This window comes from Pseudomonas sp. EYE_354 (assembly GCF_023148575.1).
GTDB lineage: Bacteria > Pseudomonadota > Gammaproteobacteria > Pseudomonadales > Pseudomonadaceae > Aquipseudomonas.
The window spans coordinates 378,041-399,779 of sequence record NZ_JAHXNQ010000003.1; the positions used below are offsets into that span (position 1 = coordinate 378,041).

Sequence of the window (21,739 nt, forward strand, 5' to 3'; positions counted from 1 at the left end):
TTTTACGTGATCCATGGCGTGGTGGTACTGCTGTGGCTGGGGCTCTGTGCGCTGCAGGATATGCGGCAGCGGCAGATCGCCAACCGCTTGACCCTGGGCGCTGCGCTGTTGGCGTTGATCTACCTGCTGTGGACCGGCACCACCTGGCTGGGCGCGCCTGCCGGCCAGGGTTGCTGGGCCTTGGCGCTGGCTGTGTTGTTGACGCTGCCGGGCTACGCGCTGGGCCGCTTTGGCGCGGGGGATGTGAAGTTGCTCGGCGCGTTGGCGCTGGCCAGTGCGGTGGATCATGTGCTGTGGTCGTTGATCGGTGCCGCCGTTGCCCAGGGGGCCTGGGTTCTTATCCATCAATGGCTTGCAGGGCCTGCGCGGTGCCCTTCAGATCACGCGGCAACCAAACAACCTTTTGCCCCCTTTGTATGGGTCGGTTTTGCGCTGTATTGGCTTTGGATCCACTAGTCGCAGGCCTGGCGCTGCGCTATGTACAGACTCGGAAACTACGTCTACTTTCTATGAAGCATCTGTAAACGATTTGTTTGTCAAAATGGATAGGTCGCCCTTTGGCTTGCCAGGCATGGAGTAGCGTGTGAACAAGCTGACATCGGCAGTAAAAGTGCTTGTGGTCGACGATCAACCCTTGATCGTGGAAGAACTTTGCGAATTTCTCGAGAGCAGTGGGTACCGCTGTGTACCGTGCGAATCCAGCCGCCACGCCTTGCAACGCTTCGGTGAGGACGCCGAGATCGGTCTGGTGCTGTGTGACCTGCACATGCCGGACATGGACGGCATCGAGCTGGTCCAGGCCATGCAAAAGGTTGCGGGCAAACAGCGTGCGTTCGAGGCGATCATGCTCACCGGGCGTTCCGACAAGCAGGACGTGATCAAGGCGCTGCGCGCGGGAATCTCGGACTACTACCAGAAACCGATCAACCTCGACGAATTGCTGGAAGGCATACAGCGCCAGGAAGCGGCATTGCAGGAACGGCAAAAAGAGCTGCATCTGGGGCACTTGAACCTGAAGTTGCAGTACCTCTCCGAATCCATCAATGACCTTTATCACGACCTCGACAAAGTCCGTCGCAGCCCAACCCCAGTGCCGGCCGATGACACTGAATCAATGGCCGAAGACGCCGTGTCGGCGCCGATACCGAGCATCTTCAACAAGCTCTCCCCGCGTCAGTTGGATGTCGCGCGTCTGGTGGGCAAGGGCCAGACCAACTACCAGATCGCCTGTGAACTGGGGATCACTGAAAACACGGTCAAGCTGTACGTGTCCCAGGTGCTGCGCCTGACCCACATGCATAACCGCACCCAGTTGGCCTTGGCCCTGTCGCCGGGCCAATTGGCGATGCGCCAGCCGGTCACGGCGCACTGAAGGGCAGGGCGTCACTGGCGCCCCTGGCCGCCGCTTGCGCCCCCCGCCTTCTCGTCGAAAAAATCCGGAATTGGATGCCTGTTGCTGTCCAGCCAACGCTGCAAGGCCTGCTCCCGCTCGTAGGGCGAGGCCCTTTGCGGCGTGGGCGAGGCGGCGCGTCCACTGACCTGCAGCGCCATCCAGTTTTCGGTTTCCGCTTGCTGCGGTGATGACGGCCCCGCTGGGATAGCCGATGCCGTCAATGGCAGCAATGCCAGGCAGATCAGGTAATGGCTTTTCATCAATGACTCCTTACTCGATGGTGGCCGGCAGGGCATCACTGACCGCCGCTACGTTGCGTGCCGCTGCACCGGAGCCTTTGAGTTGCTCGGCGCGGGCCTGGGCCGCGGTCACTTGTTCGGGGCTCAGACCCAGTTGGCTGACGACGTTGGCCGCCTGCCTCCAGTCGTCCTGATAAATCAGCAGGGTCACCAGGTTCACGGCCGCCAGGGCGTCACTCTGCTTGAGCTCGATGGCGGTCATGAATTCAAAGCGCGCTTCTTCCAGGCGCAGTTGGTTGAGGTAGATCACGCCCAGGTCATTGCGAATTTTTTCGTCGGTGGGCGCCAGCCGCGCCGCCCGTTGCATATGGGCCATGGCCTGCGCGTTGTCGCCTTTGGCGGCGGCGAGTTGCCCCAGGCCGTGTTCGCCTTCGGCGGTCATGCAACTGCCCAGCAGGCTGCGATACAGCGGCTCGGCTTCGGCGCGCCCTAGCAATCGATAGGCGCGGGCCTTGCGCTGGCGCACTTGGGGCAGGGCGTCGGGCAGGCTTTGCAGGTTGGCCAGGCTGGCGTGCAGCTTGCCTTCGTTGGCCATGTCATCGGCAACGTTGAGCGCCAGGTCCTGATCGGCGCTGGGTTTGGCGCAACTTGCGGGCGAAGTCAGCTCCGTCCAGGGCGACTGGCCATAGGTGGCGCAGCCGCCAAGCGTTAACAGCGTCAGTGCGGTGATCAGTGCTTTCATCGAGGTCTCCTCAAAAGTGGTTCAAGGCGCGGGCGATGGCAATAAACGCCGGCCCACCCAGCACGATCAGCAAGGCGGGAAACAGGAAAACCATCATGACCACCGACATTTTTGCCGACATTTTCGAAATGTATTCCTGCAGGCGTGTCAGGCGCCGGTCGTCGAGCAATTGCTTGAGGGCCAGCAGTGACTTCATCGCGCCGCCGCCCTGCGAGATCAACTGCTGAAGGATGGTGCAGGTGTCATTGAACTCATCGACGGCCAGCAAGCGGGCGGTCTTGCCCAACTCTTCAGCCAATTCCAGGCCGGAATCGACACGGCTGAGGATCAGCCTCAGTTCGCGGGTCAACTCCGGCAGCAGGCGTTGCCCTTCGTTGCTCAATACCCGCAGGGCCTGCTCAACCGCCATGCCTGACTCGAACAAAATGCGCAGCAGCGGGATAAAGGTCGACACCTCCACGGCGATACGCTGCTGACGGTGCCTGGCCGTGGCGGCGAGGATGCGCTTGGGCAACAGGTAACCGATGCCCAGGGCAATCAAAGGCGCGAGCCACGGTGAGGCGTTATGCGGGTAAAGCAACTGCTGCCCCACCAGGGTCACGCCCAGCAGCACCAGCGGCGTACCCAGTTGAAAGGCGGCATACATTGAGCGTTGCTGTGCTTTGCGCCAGCCGACACGATTGAGCAGGGTTTGGGTTTCGTTGTCCAGGTTCACCGAGCGCTGGGCCAGGGCACTGGTGCCGAGATGACGCATCAGGCTGCCCAATTTGGCTTCGCGGATCATCTGGCCCTGCAGTCGCCTGTTGACCAGGCGTTGGCGTCGGCGTTGTTCGAGCAGTTGGCCGCCGATCAGCACCAGCGCCGCCAACATCATCAGTGCGCAGGCGAGCAGGACCATCTCAAATACTCCGCAACATGCGCCACATGGCGAAGGTGCCCGTCAGGTCCATGGCTGCCGCACCGAACAGCAGGTAGCGACCGGATTCGTCGTTCCACATGGTCATCAGGTAACCAGGGTTGGCGAACATGAAGTACGCCACCATGCCGATCGGCAACCCGGCCAGTACGTAGGCGGTCATCCGCGTTTCGCCGGTCATGGCCTTGAGTTGGCGCAGCCCCTGTTCCTTTTCGCGAATCATCTTGATCAGGTTTTCCAGCAGTTCACTGGCATTGCCGCCGTAACGATGGTTCACCTTCAAGCCGAGAGCGAACAGGCGGAATTCGTCGCGCTCATAGAGCTCGGCAAAATCGTGGATCGAATCCGGCAGGCTTACGCCCAGTTGCACGTTGCGCTGAACGCGGCCCATGGCATGTTTGAGCGGGTACTCACTGGCGTTGATGCCGCCCAGCACCGCGTCCGCCAAGGTGCGTCCCGACTTGAGGCTGCGCACCGTGTGGTCCAGCAGCGTCGGCAGTTGTTCGATCATGCGGCGCACACGGTGTTGATATCGCCAGGCGATATACACGCGCAGCGCCAGCGGCGGCACAGCGATCATCAGCAACAGGCCGAGCCACTCGGCGACGACCAGGCCCAGCAGCGCGCCCAATGCCCAGCCGGTGAGCCACAGCCCCAGACGGTCGGTGGGTTTGCCCAGCCCGGCGCGCTGGAACATGCGCTCCAGTCCATCCCATCCGGCAACGGCTTGCGCCGCTACCGGCTGGCCTTCGGCAAGCCGCTCCAACACCCGGTCGGTGCTGGCCCGGCGCAAGCCATTCTTGAACAGACTCAATGACAGGCCCACCAGGATGATGCAGGTCAGTAGCAGGATCGGGCCGGTCATGGTGCGTCTCCTTAGAGCGACAGCGTCGTTTCGCGGCGCAGTTTGTCACCTGCGGGGTTGATCGCATCCCGCAGGAAACCGCAGCCGGTGCGCCGGTCGAGGCGAAACAGGGTGTTGGTGACATACACGTCATCGCGGACGCCCACCACTTCCACGACCTCGCTCACACAGCGTCGGCCATCGGGCAGGCGGGTCAGTTGGATCACCACATCCAGCGCCGCGCAGACCATTTGCCGCAGGGTTTTTTCCGCAACCACACGGCCAGTCAGGCCCACCAGGGTTTCCAGGCGCAGCAGCGCATCCTGGGCGTTGTTGGCGTGCACCGTGCTCATGGAACCGTCGTGACCGGTGTTCATGGCGGTCATCACGTCGAGCACCTCCACGCCACGAATCTCGCCGAGGATGATGCGGTCGGGGCGCATGCGCAGGGCGTTACGGATCAGGTCGCTGGCCTTGACCTCGCCATGCCCCTCGGAATTCGGCGGGCGGGTTTCCAGGCGCACGACGTGCGGGTGGCCCAATTGCAGTTCAGCGACGTCTTCGATGGTCACTAACCGCTCGTGCGGGGTGATCAACTGGCTGAGGATGTTGAGCAGCGTGGTTTTACCCGTGCCGGTCCCGCCGCTGATCAGGATGTTGCAGCGTTTGCCCACCGCCTCCTGGAAGAACTCGAAGATGTTCTGGTCGATGGTTTGCATCGCCACCAGGTCGCTGCTCTTGAGCATGTCCTTGCGAAACTTGCGGATCGACAGGCAGGGGCCGTCCAGGGCAATCGGCGGGATGATTGCGTTGACCCGACTGCCATCGGGTAGCCGTGCATCCACCATCGGCGAAGACTCGTCCAGGCGCCGGCCCAGCGGCGCCAGGATGCGTTGCATGACCCGCTCCACATGGTGGGCGTCGATGAACCGCAGGTCGCTGTGGTGCAGCAGGCCGTCGCGTTCGATGAACACCCGGTGCGGGCCGTTGACCAGAATTTCGGTCACCGACGGATCGCGCAGCAGCACTTCCAGCGGGCCGAAACCGGTGAGTTCGTCGACGATCTCTTCGGCCAGGCGTTCCATCTCATAGCGGGAAATCGCCAAGTGCATGCGCGTGATGTATTCGGACACTTTGTCGATGACAAATTGCGCCAGGGACTGGCGCGAACCTTCCAACAGGTTTTTGCCGGACTCCTCGATGGCATCGATGATGTAGCGGTGCAGCACCAGTTTCAGGCCATCGTGGTCGTTATTTCCGGCGGCGCTGCTTGCTGGCCCGCCGAACAGTTTTTCGCCGTTCATCTCCCCGTCCCCAACAAGCGCTCGAACCAGCGCGCCGAGGGTTTTTCCATGCCTTCGGAACGCTTGGCCAGGCGTTCGCCCAGGGTGCGCAAGGCTTGGGTCAAGGGTTCGCGCGGGGCCAATGCAAATAGGGTTTGTCCTTGGTTCTTGGCGTTCAGGCGTAGTTCGGCGCTCATTGGCAGCACGGCGACGCACGCCAGGCCGTAACTTTTTTCCAAGGTTTCGATGCCGGGGGCGCAGGCTTTGAGGTAGCGGTCCACCAGCAGCTTGGCGTGTTCGAGCTTCATGCCTTTGTCCCGCCACAGGTTGATTACCGCCAGGTTGCGGCGGCAGTCGAGCACGCTCTGGTCGGTGTACCACAACAGCTTGTCGCAGTGGCTGACAAAGGTGCGCAGGGCTTCGCTGTCGGTTTGCCCGGTGAGGTTCACCACGATGTGCTGGAAGTGTTGGCGCAGCGCACTGAGCAGCATGTACAGCTCCGCGGCACTGGTCAGCTCCAGTGGTTCGTCGGTAGTCGCGTAGGCGAGGATGCGCAAGTTGTCTTCGGTGCGGGCGAAGGCGCTGTTGATCAGCGTGGTGTCCAGGCGTCTGAGATGGCGCAGGGCATCGCCAAAGTTAAAGGTGCTTTCCAGACCCAGGAGTGCAAGGCTGTCACCGCGCGGCAGGCCCAGATCCAGCAGCAGGGTTTGTTGCCCGCTCTTTTGCACCACCATCGCCAGGTGGCTTGACAGCAGCGCGCCGTCGGCATTGCTTTGGGTGCCATACAGCACGGTCAGACCGCCCAGGTGCGCATTGGATGCGGCGGGCGGCAGGCGTTTGCTCAAGCGGCGGACCAGCCCGGCCACTTCGCTGGAGCGCGAACCGTAGGCAACGAAATCCCGCGCGCCGGCGCGCATGGCGTTGAGCACCAACTGGTTGTCCATGCCGTCACCCAGAGCGACGATCGCCAGCATCGGCTTGGCTTCCAGCGCCCCCTCGATCAATGCGCTCTGGGCCACGATATGTTCACGGTCCAGGCCCACAAAGACCAGATTGGCGAAGGTCACGTCGACCAGGGCCAGCAGTTCATCAAGGCTGCCGCCGCCGGCGCTGACCACTTGCCCCAGCGGCGCCAATGCACCCTGCAGCCACTCCAGGTCGATACTGTTACGGGTGATTGCCAGAAATGTCTGGCTCAGGCTATCGCTCATTGGGACAGTCCACTGCGGCGGTCGAAATTGCCGTTTTCGAGGAAAAACAGTCGGTACCAATTGGGGTCGTAGCTGCGTAGTTTTTCCCCAGGCAAGGATGGCAGTTGGGCGTTGGCGGCCAGGGGCTGGACCAGATGCGGGGTGACGATCATCAGCAACTCTTTTTCTTCGCGGCTGATGTTGGCGTCGCGGAAAAACGCACCGAGGATCGGGATATCCCCCAGTCCAGGAAACTTGCTGACGGTGGAGCGGTTGTTGCTGCTGATCAGGCCGCTGATCACAAAGCTTTCACCATCGGCCAGGGACACACTGGTGTCGGTGCGGCGCACGGTGAGGGCCGGCACTTGGATGCCTTGGATCTGCACGGCATTGCTGTAGTCCAGTTCGCTGACTTCCGGCGCCACCTTGAGGGTGATGCGGTTGCGGTCGATCACCGTCGGGGTGAGGGTCAGGCGGATGCCGAATTCTTTGTACTCGATAGAAATGGTGTCGCTGCCGACGCTGGGCACCGGTACGGGCACTTCACCACCCGCGAGGAAGCTCGCGCTTTGCCCGCTCATGGCCACAAGGCTTGGACGCGCCAGGGTATAGGCAAAGCCGCTGCGCTCCAGGGCGTTGATCATCGCCGAAACGCGGCCGCCGCCGAAGCCGATATTGAAACTGGTGCCGCTGATGGGCAGGGCTTGGGTTGTGGGGGTTGGGAAGAGCAGGTTGGGGCTGCCGAAAAACGCATTTTTGGCGGTGCCCAGGATCGTGGTGCTGGCTTCCTTGAGTTTGGTGCGGCTGACTTCCACAAAGCGGATGTCGGTCTGAACCTGGCTGGACAACAACGGATCGTCCGATGGCGACAGCGATAAGCGGGTGAGCGCCGAGGTGGCCTTGCCTTTGACGAACACCATGCTCTGGCGTGGCGCGCTGGCACAGGCGGTCCAGACCATCAGGCTGGTGGCGCCGCTGCTGACGCCGGTGAGCAGGAAGCTGCGGTCGCCGTTGACCCGCACGTCGGCGATTTTGGGGTCGCCGATGGCCAGGCGTGTAATGGGGACCGGCGATTGCATCGCTTGTTGCAGGCCTTCTCCCACCTCGACCACCGCGGGCAGTTGGCCAAGGGCGCTGCAATTGCCGGGTGCCGCCAGCGCCGTGCCTAACGGCACGCCCAACAGCATCAGGGCCCAGGCCACATGTGCGAACACAACTGCGTAGCGATGGCTCATTCAAGGCATCCTTGCTCAATCACGGGGTTTGTTCAGTGGCCTGGGCACCGCGTATCACTTCAATGCCACGGCGCACGGCAGGCTGCGTAACAACCTGCGCGACGCGTTTGGGCGGGCCGACCAGGGCAAGTTGGGTGAATTGGTAGAGGTCGCGGTCAGCCTTTTCCAGCGTGACCGGTGAGTCGTTTTCGCCGGCCCAGTAACGGCTGAGCAACTGCTCGTCTGCGCTGCGCACCGCCAGGCGCAAGGTGCCGGCTTGGGTGGCGAGCATCAGGCGACTCAGTAAAGGCTCCGGCACCGCCAGCACCACGGTGCGGGCGGCGGCCCGACGTTGCACGGCCTGGGCGCGCTCTTCGGCCGTGGCCGGCGGCGGGACGGCGGGTTGGCCGTCGCTGGCCAGGCCCATTTGCTCACCGACACTGAGCAGGCGCATGGCCGGAATCACGATCTGGGCCGACTGTTCGGCGTTGAGCGCGTCCTGGCGCAGAAACAGCAGCACATCCACGTAATCGCCGGGACTCAACTGGCCGCCGGCGCCGATCACGTCATCCACCGCAACGGCCAGCGCGCGCTCGTCGGGCCGGATCATGCGGGCCAGCGGGCCGCCGGCGGTGAAGCTTTCTTCATTGAGCCACGTGCCTGCGCCCAGTGCCCGCAGAGGGATACGGCCGATGACCTGGTCCAGTTGAGTCAGGCTGCCGGCGGGTACGGTGCGCAGTTTTTCCACGGCCAGGTCGGCTGCGGTGAGCGGCACAAAAGCCGGGACGTTGTGCGCCAGTACCACCACCGGCTGGCGGGTTTGGTCTTCGACGGCGGCGACGGTGTTTTCAACAGAAACGACAGGTTCGGCAGGGACGGCAGCGGGCTCGGGTGCGCGACTCAACACCAGCCCCCAGTACCCTGCTGTCAGTGCCCCGATAAGTAGCAAGCCGGCCAGTGCCAGGCTGATGCGACTGTTCATGACGGCTCTCCTTCTCCCGGTGCACTGCTGACCCGTCAATCCAAACGGGTGAATACGCAACCGTGGCTGTGATGAACATCTAACGATTTGGCTATTTGACGGTAGCTCAGCTAGGACAAAACGCCATTAACTGCCGGAAAATTTACAAGCGTTTTAACTGGCGCCAGTTAAATATAGGGAGGTTTGCGGCGCGAGGAGGCGACTAATACTTTGTGATTAATCCGTTATTACAGTTGTGAGCCCAAGGTTTGTTGACAATGCTCTAGTGGCACGCCGCGAGCCTCGGTGCTAGAGCCGTACCGGCTTTGTGTGGCGTTTTAAGGAGAAGTCTTATGTTCCTTGATCTGATGTTGAAACTGTATGTAAAGACGCAATTATTCTTCCGGCGTCAGGAGGGCGCATCAGCGATTGAATATGTAATTATCGTCGCGATAGTTGCACTGGTTATTCTCGGTGTCGGCACGGGCCTTGGCGATAAAATCAAAGGCGTCTTCAATTCGATTTCCAACGGGCTGCCCAGCGGTAGTTAATGCCAGGCACTAAGGCACCGCGCTGCATTGATGGGGGCGATTAACTATTAGCAGGGACCACTCATGAACGGCGCGTCATTCTCCCGCCAGGAAATTCTATTGGTGGACGACGAAGAGTACGCCCTGGTCGAACTCGCCGAATCCCTCGAAAATGAGGGATTCATTTGCTTTACCGCTACCTCCGTGACCTTCGCCTTGCAGGAGCTGACCCTGCACCCCGATATCGCTCTGGTCATCACTGACCTGCGCATGCCCGAGGAAAGCGGTATGTCCTTGATCAAGCGTCTGCGCGAACATACTTCCCGCTCAGACCTGCCGGTGATTGTGATGTCCGGTCATGCCGAAATGGATGATGTGAGTGACATGCTGCGGTTGCAGGTACTGGACCTGTTTCGCAAGCCTATCTACCTGGTGCGGTTGATCGATACCTTGGACAGCCTGTTTCCGGTTAATCAGCGTTATAGGTAGATGCCGGTGAGCAGGGCGCCCCTTCAGGCCGGCGCGGGCAAGCCCGCTCATCACACACGCGGGCTTGCCACGTCGCCCCGTTTGCCCCATGACGCTGTTCGCCGCCGATGGTTAGAGTTGATAACTGAAACTCAAGGAGTACCGCGGCTTGCGATTGAGACTGTCGAGGGCTTCGTCCGACATCGGTTTGGCCGCTTCGAGGGCAATGTTGTAGTACTTGTTGTCGCCGAAGCGCAGACCCACGGCGGCCGATGACAGGTTGTTGCCTTTGACGGGCAGGTCGTTGAACCAGGTCTTGGCGCGGTCGAGCACGATGTAGGGTTGCAGGATCCTGACCCAGTCGCCGGCGCGATTGTGGCTGTAGTTGATCTCGTAAGCCATGCCCCAGCCCTTGTCGCCCGAACCCTGGTCATCGGGGTAGCCGCGGCCGAAGCTCTGCCCGCCGAAGGTGGCGCGCTCGCTGTCGGGCAGCGTGTCGTTGCTCCAGTACAGCGCGCCGGAGAGCACGCCTTGCCAGTTATCGAAGAGTGTATTGCTCTGCACGCCTGACAGGCGCAGGCGGAAGAAGTCGAGGTCGGGTTTGAGGCCGCCGAAGTCTGTGCGGTTTTTAGCGCCCAGGCCGTTGATGCCTTGGTACAGGCCGGCGCTGAGGATGCGCAGTTGGGTGCTGTCGGCCTTGCGCCAGTCGCCCTCGAAGGCCAGGGCGCGCAGGTCGGTTTCGATGTCGAACCGCAGTGGGAAACCCACCAGCTTATAGCCCGTGGTCTGGTCCACCGCGTACAGGCGCGTCCCCAGGCTCAACGACTCGTTGGACGACGCGATCAGCGGGTGGCTGAGGCCGATGGAGTAGCGATCGATCGCCTTGTGCGGTTTGAGCTCCAAACCATCGCCCACTTGCAGGTGGGTGCTTGGATCGGCGCGGTAGCGTTCGCCCGCCAGCGACAACTGGGTGCCCTCGGCATTGATGAATTGGCTGTAGGCCGCGCGGTAGTAATGTTCTTTGTCGTCCCCCGGCGGGAACAGGCCGCTGATGCTCAGTTGTTCGCCCAGGGAGGTCCACGAATTGCTGGTGGCCGTCAGCAGCGCCTGGGTGCCGCCACGACTGGCCTCGGTCATGTTCATGCTGGTGGTGAAGGGTTTGCGGCTGGCGGTGATGTTCATGAGGGTGCCGCCATCGGTCGTGCCAGGCGGCGGGACTTGAGCCAGCACGGTCACGCCAGGAATGGCGCTCATCAGCGTGGTGTAGCGTTCGAAGGTCTTGCGGGTGAGTGGACGTTCGGCCTTGAGTTTTTCGGCGAGCTTGTCGACGTAGGACGAGACGGCACCGATGTCGCCTTCCAACCGGTAATCGCGGATGTAGCCTTCCACCAGTACCACGCGCACCAGCCCGCCCTCAAAGCGCTGTTCCGGCAGGAAGGCATAGGACAGTAAATAACCGTCCTCCTGGTAACGCCGGGTGATGCTGCGGGTGGCTTCGATCAACTGCGCCAGGTTAGTCTCGCGGCCGATCAAGGGTTCGAATGCCTGGGCGACGTCTTTGAGCGCGTAGGCCGTGCCGCCCTCGATCTGCAACTTGCTGATGGTCACCTTGGTGTCCATCAGCAAGGGTTGTGCGGCGGTGGCGGCGGGTACCGGCAACTGCGTCTGCGGGGTGACAGGGCGGTAGGCATCGGCTGGCAGGTTGGGCACCGGCAGGTTGCGGATGGTGTCGTTGCTGTTGAGGAAGCTGGGCAGGGTATCAGCGTGGGCATAGGCATTGAGGGTGAGCACTAACAACGGCGTCAAAGCGCGCATAGGACACTCCATGGTCAAACTGCAGCGACGTTTTGCAGATACCCGCCGGGCTCTTGGGGCACGGTTCGGGTGCTTGCAGGTGCTATTGAACGGTCCATAAAAAAGACGAGAGACTGATGCGGTCTCTCGTCTCAACCAAGCGTAGGCGCTGTAGGTGAGGCCGTCTAATCGGCCAGGTGCAAGGCTAGTTTCGGGTCAGGCCGCCCAGGATTCCGCCGAGTACGCCCGTGTTGGTTGTGGTGGTGGCGGAGGTGGACGCGCTGCCATTCAGGCCCAGACCACCGCTGAGCAAGCCGCTGCTGCTGGAGGTGGTGCCGCCGGTGACCAAGCCACCGACCGACGCCACGGTGCCGCCCACGGCGTTGACCGTACCGCCCAAGGCATTGGTGATCGGGCTGCTGCCAGTGGCGCTGAGGGTGGTGCCCAGGTTGCCGACGGCAGCGCCGATGTTGGTGACCAGGCCGTTCACCGGACTGCCCAGGCCCGTGCTGCCGCCGATGGTTTGCGTGAGGCTTTGTACGCCGCTGGTGACCGGGTTCAAGGCCCCGCCGAGGGTGTTGGTGACGGGCGCGATCGAGGCGCCTGCCTTTATGTTCGGCGTGCCGCTGCCGCCGAGCAGCGTACCCAGGGACGCCACGGTGGTACCACCCTTGACGCCGGTGATGCCAATCGCGCTGACCACGCCGTTGGTGCTGCCTGCATTCAGGCCGCTGCCGGCGCCGGAGATCACCCCGCCGATCAACTCGGCCAGACCCAGTCGCCCGGCGCTGCCGCCGGAACTGCCGCCGTTCGGATCGACATAACCGCTGGTCTTGCCGACGACGGTGCCTATGCCATTGAGCACATTACCCACGGCGCCGGTCACAGGGTTGCCGGTACCGCCTGCGCCGGCGACTTTATCCCCCAGGCTGTCTGCGGTTTCGCCTACCTTTTGCAGCAGGCCACCGACAGGGCCGTTCAGCCCGGTGCTTGTGCCGACTTTGCCGGTGGTGTTCTCCATCAGGGAGACGACGGGCACCAGAACGCGTTCGCCTACGGCATCGGTGACCGATCCCAGTGGGCCAGTGGTGCTGGCGATGCTCAGGGTGTCGCCGAGCATGGTCACGGCACTGCCGACCTTGTTTACCGCACCGCCGACCGCCGGTGCGGCCGTGCGTACCACCGGCACTTTGCCCAGCAGGGTGGTAACGTTATTTCCGGTGGCAGTGACGCCATCCCCCAGGTCGGCAACGCCTGTGCCCACCGCGGCAACGGTGATGCCCAACGCGTTGCTGTCTGTGCCCAATGAGCCCAGACCTTCCGACAGGCCATCGCCAATGCTGCTCACGGCCGTACCGGTGGCGGTGACCAGGCTGCGTGCGCTGGCGCCTACGATTGGCAGGCTGCCGAGGGTGGTGCCCAGGCTTGTGACAGTGCCGCCCAGGTCGCTGACAGTGCCGCCGGCGGTGTCAACCACATCGGCCGTGACCAGCGTGCCGCCGGTGCCGCCACCGCCGGTGCCTCCTCCGTCAGTGCCACCGCCGGTGCCGCCACCGCCGGTGCCTCCTCCGTCAGTGCCACCGCCGGTGCCTCCTCCGTCAGTGCCACCACCGGTGCCGCCCCCGGCACCACCACCGGCAGTACCACCGCTGGTGCCGGTGTCCGAGGACGCAGAGTCGCTGCTGTGATGCCCGCCGCCACCGCTGCTGCAACCGCCGAGCGTCATTGCGACTGCCAGGGCCAATGCGGTACTGGTTTTCCAAAACATGCGTTGAGTATTCATGATTGAGTTCCTTGCACCTGTACAACCTGAGTTGTCATCAAACGCTGGTTATTTCTTCGGATAACGATGCGTTTGTCCGTGTGCTCATCACAGACCCGGAGGCGTGTTCTCTCAATGCTCAACTTGGTATTAACGATTTATATAGGGCGGCTCGGAAGGGGCTTAATGATTAATCAAAAGGGTGTGGGCGGGCGAGTATCAAAAATGTATAGGTGTTTTAAATCAGAAGCTTAATTAACAGAAGCGGGCCTGATCAGGCCCGCTATAACTTTTTGCGTATATATACAATTAATCAGTGCCGTTCCGTGATCGGCTGCCATTTACCCCGCATATGTTCAATGTCGCCCGCACCTTTCAACGTCAATTCGCCACGGGCACCGGCAGCACTGGCAAGCAATACCACTTCACTGGGCAGGCGCACGGGCTTCTGGAACTCGACCGTTAGTTCAATATTGGCCGCGGGCAGATGCTCAGCCAGTGCGGCGAGTGTGCGCGCCTTGTTCCACAGGCCGTGGGCGATGGCCCGGGGGAAGCCGAACAGTTTTGCAGTGAAGGCACTGAGGTGGATCGGGTTGTAGTCGCCCGACACACGGGCATAGCGGCGACCGATATCGGCCGGGGCTTTCCAACGGGTGATTTCGCCGGTTTGAGTGGGGGCGGCTTGCACGGCCTGCGCCGTTTCGCCGTCGAGTTTCACGCCTCGGCACAGCATGCGACTTTCGGCTTCCCACAACAGGCCGAGGGAATCTTCGACGCGGGTCACCACGTCAAACGTCGCACCCTTGGGGTGTGGCTGCAGGTTTTGCGCGTGCACGGCGATGGACAGTTCACTCACACCGCCCAAAGGCCGGTGGATACGGATGCGGTTGCTCAGGTGGATCAAGCCCAACAGCGGGAAAGGAAAGGCGTGATCGGTGAGCAGCTGCATCTGCAAGCCGAACGCCAGGATATGCGGGTAGGTGGCCGGCAGCATGGGGCTGTCGGCAAACCCGCAGACTTTGCGATAGGCCGCCACCTGCCTGGGATTGACGCTGACCCGGCAGCGCACGCCCTGTTCAGGCAGGGCCGTGCCGGTGATCTTGCGCTTGAGTGCCGCGCGCCAATACAGCGGCGGCAGAAACGGGGGGCTGCTCAAGGTCTGCCATTGCATGGTTCACGCTCCCAATAGACTTTGCCCACACACACGCAGCGCTTGCCCGCTGACCGCACCGGAACCGGGTTGGCCCAGCCACGCCACTGCTTCCGCGACGTCTTGAGGTACGCCGCCCTGGCCCAGCGAACTCATGCGGCGCCCGGCTTCACGCAGGGCAAACGGAATGTGCGCGGTCATCTGGGTTTCGATAAAACCCGGGGCAACCGCATTGATGCTGATGCCGCGCTCGCCGAGCAGCGGCGCCCAGGCCTGGGCCAGGCCAATCAATCCGGCCTTGCTGGCGGCATAGTTGGTTTGCCCACGGTTACCGGCAATGCCGCTGATCGACGCCAGCAGCACCACGCGGGCGTTGTCGTGCAGGGTGCCGCTGTCGAGCAGGGCTTGGGTCAGCAACTGCGGGGCATTGAGGTTGACGGCCAGTACCGCGTCCCAATAGTCCGGGGTCATATTGGCCAGGGTCTTGTCGCGGGTGATGCCGGCGTTGTGCACCAAAATGTCCAGGCCATCGGGCAGGTGCTCGATCAATTGAGCGGCGGCATCTTCGGCGCAGATATCCAGCACCACCGTGCGCGCGCCCAGGCGCGCGGCCAGCGCGTCAAGGTCGGCCTTGGCCTGGGGCACATCCAGCAGGATCACGTCGGCGCCGTCACGGGCCAGGGTTTCGGCGATGGACGCGCCGATGCCACGGGCGGCACCGGTGACCAGTGCCTTGCGCCCGGCCAACGGTCGGGTCCAGTCTTCAACGGGCGTGACGCAGGCTTGCAGGCGAATCACCTGGCCCGAGATATACGCGCTTTTGGGCGAGAGGAAGAACCGCAGCGCACCTTCCAACTGATCGTCGGCGCCGTCGCCGACGTAGAGCAACTGCAACACGCCACCGTTGCGCAGTTCTTTGGCCAGGGAGCGGCTGAAACCCTCCAGGGCCCGCTGGGCGCTGGCGGCGAACGGGTCGCTGAGGCTTTCCGGCGCGCGGCCAAGGATGACCAGGTGGGCGCTGTTGTCGAGGTTTTTCAGCAGCGGCTGGAAGAATTCGCGCAGTTGCTTGAGTTCATCGGTGTGCTGCAAGTGGCTGGCGTCGAATACCACCGCCTTCAGCTTGGGGCCGTGGCCGGGGATCCAGGTGGACGTCTCGGCGCCGTAGCTGTAAATCGCTTCGGTGAGTTTGTGGGCAAAGGCCTGCACCTTTGTTACCAGCGGGCCGCCGCCCAGCAGCAGGGCGCCTTCCACAGGGCGCAGGCGCCCGGCTTGCCAGCGTTCCAGGCGTACCGGTGACGGCAGGCCAAGGGCGGCGACCAGGCGATGGCCGAGGCTTGAGTTGGCGAAGTCGATATAACGGTCAGACATGGAACGCTCTCCGAAGGCTGGGGTTCAAAGGGTTGACCATCCCAGGGTAGCAGTCGTTCGACTAGGCTCATTGATCACGCCCATAACAGACAGAGGGAGCTTTCCATGACTCAATTGCGCCGCGTGGCGATCATCGGTGGTAACCGCATTCCGTTCGCCCGCTCCAATGGTCCCTACGCCACGGCGAGCAACCAGGCGATGCTGACCGCCGCCCTCGAGGGCCTGATCGAGCGTTACAACCTGCATGGCCTGCGCCTGGGTGAGGTGGTCGCCGGTGCGGTGCTCAAGCACTCCCGAGACTTCAACCTCACCCGCGAATGCGTGCTGGGCTCGCGTCTGTCGCCGCAAACCCCTGCGTACGATGTGCAGCAAGCCTGTGGGACTGGGCTGGAAGCGGCCTTGTTGGTGGCCAATAAGATCGCCCTGGGCCAGATCGACTGTGGGATTGCCGGTGGGGTGGACACCACCTCCGACGCGCCCATCGGCGTGAATGAGGAGCTGCGCAAAATCCTGCTGCAAGCCAACCGCGGCAAGTCCATGGCCGATAAATTAAAAACCCTGCTGCAACTGCGTCCCCATCACCTCAAACCCGAGCTGCCGCGCAATGGCGAGCCGCGCACCGGTCTTTCCATGGGCCAGCACTGTGAATTGATGGCACAGACCTGGCAGATCCCCCGCGCCGAGCAGGACCAGTTGGCTCTGGAGAGCCACCAGAAAATGGCCGCGTCCTACGCCGAAGGCTGGCACAACGATTTGCTCACGCCGTTTCTGGGCCTGACCCGCGACAACAACCTGCGCCCCGACCTGACCCTGGAAAAACTCGCTGCGCTCAAGCCTGCGTTTGAGCGCAGCGACAAGGGTACGCTCACCGCCGGCAACTCCACGCCGCTCACCGATGGTGCCTCCCTGGTGCTGCTGGGCAGCGAAGACTGGGCGAAGGCTCGCGGTTTGCCGATCCTGGCGTATCTGCGCGATGGAGAAGCGGCTGCGGTGGACTTCGCCAACGGTGCCGAAGGCCTGTTGATGGCGCCGGTTTACGCCGTGCCGCGCTTGCTGGCCAGGAATGGTCTGACGCTGCAGGACTTCGATTACTACGAGATCCACGAAGCCTTCGCGGCTCAGGTGTTGTGCACACTGAAAGCCTGGGAAGATGCCGACTACTGCCAGACCCGTCTGGGGCTGGACGCGCCACTGGGCGCCATCGACCGCAGCCGGCTGAATGTGAAGGGCAGTTCCCTGGCCGCCGGGCACCCTTTTGCCGCCACCGGCGGGCGCATCGTCGCCAATCTGGCTAAATTGCTGGATGCGGCGGGCAAGGGGCGCGGGCTGATTTCGATCTGCGCCGCGGGTGGCCAAGGCGTGACGGCGATTATTGAACGTTGATTCCGGCCGAAACTGGCATATAGGATGCATTCTTGAGTGGTCAGAGGTCGGTAGCCCCTCCCACCGGCGAGCCGATTGCCGTATAACGAGTGCCATACGCGTATTTGGTAATAAAGGACCCACAATAAAAGCTGATGAAGACTCCTAAACGCATTGAACCCCTGATCGAAGACGGTCTGGTCGACGAAGTGCTGCGCCCACTCATGAGTGGTAAAGAAGCAGCTGTTTATGTGGTGCGCTGCGGCAACGAATTGCGTTGCGCCAAGGTTTACAAGGAGGCGAATAAACGAAGTTTTCGTCAGGCGTCTGAATACCAGGAAGGCCGTAAGGTCCGTAACAGCCGCCAGGCCCGGGCCATGGCCAAGGGTTCCAAGTTCGGTAAGAAAGAAACCGAAGACGCCTGGCAGAACGCTGAAGTTGCAGCGTTGTTCCGCCTCGCCGGTGCGGGCGTTCGCGTGCCCCAGCCGTTCGACTTCCTTGAAGGCGTGCTGCTGATGGAACTGGTGGCCGACGAGTACGGCGATGCGGCGCCGCGTCTGAACGACGTGGTACTGGAGCCGGACCAGGCGCGCGAATACCACGCCTTCCTGATTTCCCAGATCGTGCTGATGCTGTGTACCGGTCTGGTGCACGGTGACTTGTCCGAGTTCAACGTGCTGCTCACGCCGACCGGCCCTGTGATCATCGACCTGCCCCAGGCGGTGGATGCGGCGGGTAACAACCACGCATTCAGCATGCTTGAGCGGGATGTGGGCAACATGGCTTCCTACTTCGGGCGCTTCGCCCCGGAATTGAAGAAGACCAAGTACGCCAAGGAAATGTGGGCACTCTACGAAGCCGGCACCTTGCACCCGGCCAGCGTATTGACCGGCGAGTTCGACGAGCCGGAAGAGCTGGCCGATGTGGGCGGCGTGATCCGCGAGATCGAAGCGGCGCGGTTGGATGAAGAGCGCAAGCAGGCGATTCGAGCGGCGGATGATGCACCGACCACCAAGACGGCCGAAGAACCGCCGCCGCCCTGGATGCAGTGACGCACTGAAATGGAAAGGGGCTTGTTGTGGTGAGCCTGCTCACCACATGAGTCTTCGGTTGCCTTGTGCAACCCCTGTCATGTACAGCAAGTGCCTGAAGCCAACTCCTTGAGGATCGGGCAATCCGGTCGCTCATCCCCCTGGCAGTGCTCCACCAGGTCCTGCAGCGTGTCGCGCAGTTGCCCCAGCTCGAGAATCTTCTGGTTCAGCTCATCGATGTGTTGGCGCGCCAGGGCTTTTACATCAGCGCTGGCCCGTTGCCGGTCTTGCCACAGGGTCAGCAGCTTGCCGACTTCCTCCAGTGAAAACCCCAAATCTCGCGAGCGTTTGATAAACGCCAGCGTGTGCAGATCTTCCGGGCCGTACACGCGGTAGCCGCTGTCTGTGCGGTGTGCTGCCTTGAGCAGGCCGATGGACTCGTAGTAACGAATCATCTTTGCGCTCAGCCCGCTCTGGCGGGCGGCTTGGCCGATGTTCATGGGCGTTGATCCTCCACGTCCTTTGGTTTCCAGGTTTTTAACAACAAGGCATTGCTCACCACGCTGACGCTGGACAACGCCATGGCGGCGCCGGCCAACACCGGATTCAGCAGGCCGAACGCGGCCAGGGGAATACCGATCAGGTTATACACAAAGGCCCAGAACAGGTTCTGGCGGATTTTGGCGTAGGTCTTGCGGCTGATCTCCAGCGCGGCGGGCACCAGGCGCGGGTCGCCACGCATCAAAGTGATCCCGGCCGTGTGCATCGCCACGTCGGTGCCACCGCCCATGGCGATGCCGATGTCCGCAGCGGCCAGGGCCGGGGCGTCGTTAATGCCGTCGCCGACCATGGCCACGACCCCGGTTTTTTTCAGTTCAGCGACGGTGGCGGCTTTATCGGCGGGCAGTACTTCGGCGTGAACATCCGCTATACCCAGGGCGTGCGCCACCACACGGGCGCTGCCGCGATTGTCGCCGGTGAGCAAATGGCTGCCGATACCTCGGGCTTTGAGTTGTTCAACCGCCTCCAGCGCACCGGGCTTGAGGGTGTCGCCAAAGGCGAACAGCCCGAGCACCTTGGGGTGCGCGCCTGTTTCAATCAGCCAGGACAAGGTGCGGCCTTCGGCCTCCCACTCTTGGGCTGAGCCTGTCAGGTCGCCCGCACTCAAGCCGCTGTCTTGGAGCAGGCGGCGGTTGCCCAGGGCCAGTTGACGGCCGTCGAGGGTGCCCGCGATGCCGCGTCCGGTCAGGGATTGGCTGGCGCTGACATCCGCTACCGTCAGGCCCCGTTCGCGGCAGGCATCCAGCACGGCCTTCGCCAGCGGGTGTTCGCTGCCGCGTTGCAGCGCGCCGGCCTGTTGCAGCAGCACGGACTCGTGACCATCGACAGCGGTCAGGTGGGCGATTTTTGGCGTGCCGGAGGTGAGGGTACCGGTCTTGTCGAACACCACGGTGCTGACTGCATGGGCGCGCTCCAAAGCTTCGGCGTCCTTGATCAGGATGCCGTAGCGGGCGGCGACGCCGGTACCGGCCATGATCGCAGTCGGCGTCGCCAGGCCCAGGGCGCAGGGGCAGGCGATTACCAGCACCGCCACGGCATTGATGATCGCGGTCTCCAAGGATGCGCCATACAGCCACCAGCCCAGCAATGTGATCAACGCCAGCACCAACACGGTGGGCACGAAGACCTGGCTGACTTTATCCACCAGTTTCTGGATCGGCGCCTTGGCCGCCTGGGCGTCTTCGACCAGGCGGATGATTCGCGCCAATACGCTTTCGGCGCCCAGGGCGGTGGTACGCACCAGCAGGCGGCCTTCGCCATTGATGGCGCCGCCGGTGACGTTGTCGCCGGGTTGTTTGGGCACCGGCAGGCTTTCGCCGCTGATCAACGCCTCGTCGGCGTGGCTTTGGCCTTCTATCACTTCACCGTCTACCGGGAAACGCTCGCCGGGTTTGACCAGCACCCGGTCGTCGAGCTTCAAGGTATGGATGGCGACGTCTTCCTCACGACCATCCCGCACACGAATCGCCCGTTCCGGACGCAGTGCCTCCAGCGCACGGATGGCGCTGGCGGTCTGGCGTTTGGCGCGGCTTTCCAGGTATTTACCCAGCAGCACCAGCGCGATCACCACGGCCGAGGCTTCGAAGTACAGGTGCGGCATGCTGCCGGCGGGGGCGGTGAGCCACTCATACAGGCTCAGCCCGTAGCCGGCACTGGTGCCGATGGCCACCAGCAGGTCCATGTTGCCGGCGCCGGCGCGCACGGCCTTCCAGGCGGCGATATAGAAGCGTGCACCGAAGATGAACTGCACGGGGGTGGCCAGGGCGAATTGCACCCAGGCGGGCAGCATCCAATGCAGGCCGAAGGGCTGTACCAGCATGGGCAGTACCAACGGCAGCGCCAGCGCGATGGCCAGCAGCAGTGCCCAACGTTCACGGTGCAGGCGCTGGGCCTGGTTGGCGTCGGTGGCGGTTTCGCTTTGGGGCAGGGTGGCGGTGTAGCCGGCCTTGTCGACGGCGGCGATCAAGACAGCCGGGTCGATCTGGCCGAGCACTTGAACATGCGCCCGTTCGTTGGCCAGGTTGACACTGACGCTTTGCACCCCCGGCACTTTGCCCAGCGCGCGCTCGACACGCCCGGCACAGCTGGCGCAGGTCATGCCGCTGATGGGCAGGTCGAAGGTGGTCGATCCATTCATGGGGCAGTCCTCCAGGAGAAGTGGCCCTTAGGATCAACCTTGCCCTATGGGTAAGGTCAAGTGCCTTCAGTATTCCAGTGCGGCGGGCTTGAGGTACATACCGTCCTGGCCCTGGGCGATACGCAACTTGCGCACATCCCCCGCTTTGAGCGTGATGTTCTGCGCAGGCGGTGCGAGCAGGCCGGGCAGACAGCCCGGCGATTGGCCCGGCAGCAGCTTGAGGCGCAACGATACGTTACCGGGCGCCAGGTTGAATGACGTCGCTTGTTCCTGGAACAGCCGGCCTGCCAGTTGGTCATTGAGGTACAGACCAATCTCACAATTGGTCGGCACCTCCAGGCGCTCCCGGGAAATGATCAGCACGGCATAGTCTTCAGCGGCGCCGGCCTGTGGGGCAATGGCAGACAAACTCATCAGGCCGACAAGGCCAAAAAACGACCAGCGCATGGTGAATGCTCCAAGTTTGAATCAAAGAGGGCTCAAGCTTGGCCGACAGTGCCACCGAATACCAGCCCGGCCGATGTTTTCAGAACTTGACCTTGCCATCGTGGCAAGGTCGAAACTGGTTTTAACCTCATTAAAGGAGTCATGTCATGCAAGTATTCAGCGTAGAAGGGATGACCTGCGGCCATTGCGTCAAGGCGGTGACCCAGGCCGTGCAAAGCCAGGACCCGGCCGCCAGCGTCAAGGTTGATCTGGCCGCCAGGGAAGTCGGTGTGGAGAGCCGTTTGTCTGCCGAGGAGGTGATCCGCCTGATGTGCGAAGAAGGTTACAGCGCCAAGCTCGCCTGATTT

General features: G+C 62.6%; 22 protein-coding genes. 7 read left to right on the forward strand and 15 right to left on the reverse strand.

Annotated features, from left to right (window positions below; genetic code table 11):
- The first annotated feature begins 6 nt into the window (after nt 1-6).
- Together KZX66_RS06295 and KZX66_RS06300 are read left to right on the forward strand one after the other, a co-directional pair.
- Nucleotides 7-456 carry a prepilin peptidase gene (locus KZX66_RS06295; protein WP_248077652.1) on the forward strand — a complete coding sequence of 150 codons (450 nt, stop codon included), beginning with the start codon at nt 7-9 and terminating at the stop codon, nt 454-456.
- Nucleotides 457-583: 127 nt separating this feature from the next.
- On the forward strand, nt 584-1,372 hold the full coding sequence (locus KZX66_RS06300; protein ID WP_248077654.1) for a response regulator transcription factor: 789 nt from the start codon (nt 584-586) through the stop codon (nt 1,370-1,372).
- Between the two features lie 11 nt (nt 1,373-1,383).
- Here the strand turns inward: KZX66_RS06300 and KZX66_RS06305 are convergent, their stop codons facing one another.
- Genes KZX66_RS06305 through cpaB form a run of 8 tightly spaced genes read right to left on the reverse strand, consistent with a single transcriptional unit; the run spans nt 1,384 to nt 8,803 of the window.
- Nucleotides 1,384-1,653, reverse strand: coding sequence for a DUF3613 domain-containing protein (locus KZX66_RS06305; protein ID WP_248077656.1), 270 nt, complete (start codon nt 1,651-1,653; stop codon nt 1,384-1,386).
- Between the two features lie 10 nt (nt 1,654-1,663).
- Nucleotides 1,664-2,374, reverse strand: a complete 711-nt coding sequence (locus KZX66_RS06310; RefSeq protein WP_248077658.1) for a tetratricopeptide repeat protein — start codon at nt 2,372-2,374, stop codon at nt 1,664-1,666.
- 10 nt (nt 2,375-2,384) lie between these two features.
- Nucleotides 2,385-3,272 (reverse strand): type II secretion system F family protein, encoded by an 888-nt coding sequence (locus tag KZX66_RS06315; RefSeq protein WP_248077660.1) that lies wholly within the window; start codon nt 3,270-3,272, stop codon nt 2,385-2,387.
- Nucleotide 3,273: 1 nt separating this feature from the next.
- Entirely contained in the window at nt 3,274-4,155 is an 882-nt protein-coding gene (locus KZX66_RS06320) for a type II secretion system F family protein (RefSeq protein ID WP_248077661.1), read from the reverse strand.
- Between the two features lie 11 nt (nt 4,156-4,166).
- Complete coding sequence (locus KZX66_RS06325) at nt 4,167-5,438, reverse strand: CpaF family protein (protein WP_248077662.1); 1,272 nt, start codon at nt 5,436-5,438, stop codon at nt 4,167-4,169.
- Nucleotides 5,435-6,628: a pilus assembly protein gene (locus KZX66_RS06330; protein ID WP_248077663.1), complete on the reverse strand. Its 1,194-nt coding sequence runs from the start codon at nt 6,626-6,628 to the stop codon at nt 5,435-5,437. Before KZX66_RS06330 ends, KZX66_RS06325 begins: the two co-directional genes overlap by 4 nt.
- Entirely contained in the window at nt 6,625-7,842 is a 1,218-nt protein-coding gene (locus tag KZX66_RS06335; RefSeq protein WP_248077664.1) for a type II and III secretion system protein family protein, read from the reverse strand. The genes KZX66_RS06330 and KZX66_RS06335 overlap by 4 nt, the downstream gene beginning before the upstream one ends.
- Before the next feature lie 19 nt (nt 7,843-7,861).
- Entirely contained in the window at nt 7,862-8,803 is a 942-nt protein-coding gene (cpaB, locus tag KZX66_RS06340; RefSeq protein WP_248077665.1) for a Flp pilus assembly protein CpaB, read from the reverse strand.
- A gap of 332 nt (nt 8,804-9,135) precedes the next feature.
- Here cpaB and KZX66_RS06345 point away from each other — a divergent pair, with 332 nt between their 5' ends.
- Nucleotides 9,136-9,333, forward strand: coding sequence for a Flp family type IVb pilin (locus KZX66_RS06345; RefSeq protein WP_248077666.1), 198 nt, complete (start codon nt 9,136-9,138; stop codon nt 9,331-9,333).
- Nucleotides 9,334-9,396: 63 nt separating this feature from the next.
- Nucleotides 9,397-9,801: a response regulator gene (locus tag KZX66_RS06350; RefSeq protein ID WP_248077667.1), complete on the forward strand. Its 405-nt coding sequence runs from the start codon at nt 9,397-9,399 to the stop codon at nt 9,799-9,801.
- Between the two features lie 111 nt (nt 9,802-9,912).
- On the opposite strand, the gene KZX66_RS06355 is transcribed toward KZX66_RS06350, so the two are convergent.
- The 4 genes from KZX66_RS06355 to KZX66_RS06370 form a co-directional block, all read right to left on the reverse strand.
- A complete protein-coding gene (locus KZX66_RS06355; RefSeq protein WP_248077669.1) occupies nt 9,913-11,595 on the reverse strand; it encodes a POTRA domain-containing protein in 1,683 nt (560 codons plus the stop codon).
- Nucleotides 11,596-11,779: 184 nt separating this feature from the next.
- On the reverse strand, nt 11,780-13,357 hold the full coding sequence (locus KZX66_RS06360; RefSeq protein WP_248077671.1) for a collagen-like triple helix repeat-containing protein: 1,578 nt from the start codon (nt 13,355-13,357) through the stop codon (nt 11,780-11,782).
- A 292-nt stretch (nt 13,358-13,649) separates the two neighbouring features.
- Nucleotides 13,650-14,507 (reverse strand): MaoC/PaaZ C-terminal domain-containing protein, encoded by an 858-nt coding sequence (locus KZX66_RS06365; protein ID WP_248077673.1) that lies wholly within the window; start codon nt 14,505-14,507, stop codon nt 13,650-13,652.
- 3 nt (nt 14,508-14,510) lie between these two features.
- Nucleotides 14,511-15,854 carry a 3-oxoacyl-ACP reductase gene (locus KZX66_RS06370; RefSeq protein WP_248077675.1) on the reverse strand — a complete coding sequence of 448 codons (1,344 nt, stop codon included), beginning with the start codon at nt 15,852-15,854 and terminating at the stop codon, nt 14,511-14,513.
- A 105-nt stretch (nt 15,855-15,959) separates the two neighbouring features.
- On the opposite strand from KZX66_RS06370, the gene KZX66_RS06375 reads away from it, so the two are divergent.
- A complete protein-coding gene (locus KZX66_RS06375) occupies nt 15,960-17,237 on the forward strand; it encodes an acetyl-CoA C-acetyltransferase (RefSeq protein WP_248077676.1) in 1,278 nt (425 codons plus the stop codon).
- 134 nt (nt 17,238-17,371) lie between these two features.
- Nucleotides 17,372-18,268, forward strand: coding sequence for a PA4780 family RIO1-like protein kinase (locus KZX66_RS06380; RefSeq protein ID WP_248077677.1), 897 nt, complete (start codon nt 17,372-17,374; stop codon nt 18,266-18,268).
- A gap of 77 nt (nt 18,269-18,345) precedes the next feature.
- Here KZX66_RS06380 and cueR read toward each other — a convergent pair whose 3' ends face one another.
- From cueR to KZX66_RS06395, 3 genes are all read right to left on the reverse strand, one after another.
- Entirely contained in the window at nt 18,346-18,747 is a 402-nt protein-coding gene (gene cueR, locus KZX66_RS06385) for a Cu(I)-responsive transcriptional regulator (RefSeq protein ID WP_248077678.1), read from the reverse strand.
- Nucleotides 18,744-20,945 (reverse strand): heavy metal translocating P-type ATPase, encoded by a 2,202-nt coding sequence (locus KZX66_RS06390; RefSeq protein ID WP_248077679.1) that lies wholly within the window; start codon nt 20,943-20,945, stop codon nt 18,744-18,746. The genes cueR and KZX66_RS06390 overlap by 4 nt, the downstream gene beginning before the upstream one ends.
- Before the next feature lie 66 nt (nt 20,946-21,011).
- A complete protein-coding gene (locus tag KZX66_RS06395; RefSeq protein WP_248077680.1) occupies nt 21,012-21,392 on the reverse strand; it encodes a hypothetical protein in 381 nt (126 codons plus the stop codon).
- Between the two features lie 146 nt (nt 21,393-21,538).
- Between KZX66_RS06395 and KZX66_RS06400 the strand changes: the two genes are divergently transcribed.
- On the forward strand, nt 21,539-21,736 hold the full coding sequence (locus KZX66_RS06400) for a heavy-metal-associated domain-containing protein (RefSeq protein ID WP_248077681.1): 198 nt from the start codon (nt 21,539-21,541) through the stop codon (nt 21,734-21,736).
- Nucleotides 21,737-21,739: the final 3 nt, after the last annotated feature.